Raw genomic sequence first — 2,949 nt, forward strand, 5'->3', positions numbered from 1 at the left:
TTTAAACACCAGAACATCATTTGGTTTAACCATATTCACAAAAGATGATGATGCTGTATCTGCTATTTCTTCTTTTGCATGTACTGCCGAAGACTGTCTTATTTTTGCAAGAGCTTCATCAATACCTTTTGATTTAAGTTCAATCTTATCTTGTACTATGACTTTTATCTCACCATCTAACAAAGAGGAGAAATCTTCAGTTTTTTCTTTTGATTGCTCTTTTAACAGTTCTAAAAAATTTTCTTTATCTGACATTGTATTTATAGAGAAAAAACGATTTTCTGAATAACACAAAGGCAAACAAACATAACCCCTACAAATCTGATTTTATTGTACAGCCTTAAAGCAGATCTTGAATCAGGATCGTTTGCTCCACCAATACGGGTTAATCTTATTTTGCTGCCATTATATAAACGAGGTCCACCCAGAGAAATATTTGCATATGAACCTAATAGGTCCAGCACAGGTGATGAAATAAAACTTGTATACTCAGTTATATGCTGTTTTAAATGCTTTAAGATTCTGATAGCCGAAAATGAACACAACATCAGTGGAATAAATACAATCAGAACCGGAAATAATAAACTCTGTTCTAATTTATAAATAAATGATCCGAATACTTCGTTCTTTTTCTCTTTGAAATTAAAAGAATTATTCATCACAGCTACAAGCTGCATAACCAATGCACCTTCAAGATCAAGGATCATATACCAGACCATTATTGCAAACCAGTTTATGAACATTCTCATAGCTGTATATTCACAAAGCGCTTTGCATATTCCCATATCTGATAGTGTCATGCAGTCTCTTTTCATAAACTGCTGAAGTACTGCTCTGGCACTTTCTCTATTTTTGTTATCTATCTCCCTTTTTACAGAAAACATCTGGTATAGAGTACCTTTTGATTCAAGCAAAATAGGAAGAAGAATAAGAGACAGAATAACATCACTAGATACACAGAACCTTAGAAGTTCTAATGTAAGAACAAATGATGTAACTGTAGCTATCGGAAGAAAGATACCAGAAAATACAGTCTGTGAAATCGCATTCTCTGGTCGGTTTACTTTAGCGGCTGCCTTAGAAAAAAAGGGGGCCATTCCTGATAGGCACCACTTCTTTTTTGTAGGCAGAATCAACTCAACAACCATTGCAGTAAACAGAATTACTGCAGGATATTCAAGTATTGACACGAATGCAAAGAAAAGATCTTTTATTGAAGCTTCTTTTGCAGCATCAATTATCTGCTCTACAGGCATAAGCACTCCTATAGCATTTTTATTATTGCTAATACAAGTTTTGCACTATTCTCTGACGCGCTCTTAACGTTAAATTCGTAGGTTGCAACCTCGTTTTCATCAGCGTTATCAGAAAGGCTTCTGATAACAATGAAAGGAATATTAAAATTTGTTGCAACATGAGCTATCGGCGCACCTTCGCATTCTGTTGCAAGAGCGTCAGGAAAATTCTTTATAATTTCACCCTTTACAGCTTTATCGTTAATGAACTGATCACCTGAAACGATTAGGCCCTTTTTTACTTTAGTTCTTAACTCAGAAATTGTTTGTGACGCAATTTCAGCTTTTGCTAATAATTCTGAACTTGCATTGAATCTTTCAGGTTCGCCTGCCATCTGACCTTTCTTGTATCCAAATACAGAAAAATCAACATCGTGATATGCAACATCAGTTGAAAAAACAATATCACCGATATGTAGATTTGCTCCTAAGGCACCAGCAATACCACAATTGATAACATAATCAACATCGTATAATGCAATCATTAAAGCGCATACAGAAGCTGCATTTGATCTGCCAATACCACTTCTTGAAAGAACAACCTCTTTTCCATCAGCAGTAGTTCCACAGTAAAAAATGCTCTTTCCTACAGTCTTTGTCTGACTGACGTTAATATTCTGTAAGAAATATTCGCACTCTTCGTCCATTGCACAGATAATACCGATTTTCATAATTTACCTCGTAAAAATTATGTTTCGATTTTATCAGTTAAACTGTTTTTAGTCACTATAAGAAACGGCATACAAAATCAATAAATGATATTTGAATAGAGTTGAAAAAATATGATTGGATTTTTGATAAGAAAGATCTCCTTTTTTCAAGGAGATCCAAAACAAAGGAGATTAGCCAAGTAGGCTTAATGCAATCTGTGGACGGCTGTTAGCCTGAGTCAGCATTGATGATGCTGCCTGCTGAACAATTGTCTGCTGTGATAAGTTTGCTGCTTCCTCAGCATAGTCAGTATCACGGATACGTGAACGTGCATCTGATTCGTTTTCAGCAATATTTGACTGGTTTGCAATGGTTGATTCAAGTCTGTTCTGTACAGCACCTAACTCACCACGCTTCTTATCAACGAATGCAATATAAGAGTCAATTCCTTCTAGAACAGCTTGCGCTTTACATGCTGTTGAAACATCAAAACCTTTTTTGTCGGAGGTTAATCCCTTAGTTAATACAGTATCGACAGCCTGCATTTTACTGATGGTAAATCCAGTAGACAGGCTGACAGTAATTGTATCGTTAGCATTAGCACCGACCTGAAAAGATATCTTTCCCTTGTTGTCTAACAGACCTTTACTTGCACCTGCTAAAATTTCATTACCAGCAAAAGTAGTTTTACATGAAATTCTTGCAATTTCACTTGAAAGCTGAGCAACTTCTGACTGAAGAGATGTTCTGTCAGTAGATGTATTTGTACCATTTGCAGACTGTAGAGCTAGAGTACGGATACGCTGTAACATATTGGTTACTTCATCAAGTGCACCTTCAGCTGTCTGAGCTAAAGCAATACCGTCATTAGCATTACGGTTACCCTGATTTAAACCGTTAATCTGAGCTGTTAATCTATTAGATATCTGTAAACCAGCGGCATCGTCCTTTGCTGAATTAATTCTAAGACCTGATGACAGACGCTTGTAGGTTGTATCTAATG

4 protein-coding genes are annotated in these 2,949 nt (G+C 36.0%); all 4 read right to left on the reverse strand.

Going from position 1 to position 2,949, the window contains the following annotated elements; translation table 11 throughout:
* Window positions 1–255: hypothetical protein (locus tag ACJML3_RS08125; protein ID WP_406022225.1), on the reverse strand; the 255-nt coding region annotated here is incomplete at its 3' end.
* A gap of 5 nt (window positions 256–260) precedes the next feature.
* Window positions 261–1,256, reverse strand: coding sequence for a cobalamin biosynthesis protein (locus ACJML3_RS08130; protein WP_406022227.1), 996 nt, complete (start codon window positions 1,254–1,256; stop codon window positions 261–263).
* Between the two features lie 8 nt (window positions 1,257–1,264).
* Window positions 1,265–1,966: a 5'-methylthioadenosine/adenosylhomocysteine nucleosidase gene (locus ACJML3_RS08135; protein WP_406022229.1), complete on the reverse strand. Its 702-nt coding sequence runs from the start codon at window positions 1,964–1,966 to the stop codon at window positions 1,265–1,267.
* A 171-nt stretch (window positions 1,967–2,137) separates the two neighbouring features.
* On the reverse strand, window positions 2,138–2,949 hold an 812-nt coding region (locus ACJML3_RS08140; RefSeq protein WP_406022231.1), incomplete at its 5' end, for a flagellin.

Source organism: Succinivibrio sp. (assembly GCF_045124615.1).
In the GTDB taxonomy this organism is placed as follows: Bacteria; Pseudomonadota; Gammaproteobacteria; order Enterobacterales; family Succinivibrionaceae; genus Succinivibrio; species Succinivibrio faecicola.

Bases quoted from the DNA above. Each gene is read 5' to 3' on its own strand.
- ACJML3_RS08130 (WP_406022227.1), bottom strand. From the start codon at position 1,256: ATGCCTGTAGAGCAGATAATTGATGCTGCAAAAGAAGCTTCAATAAAA.
- ACJML3_RS08135 (WP_406022229.1), bottom strand. From the start codon at position 1,966: ATGAAAATCGGTATTATCTGTGCAATGGACGAAGAGTGCGAATATTTC.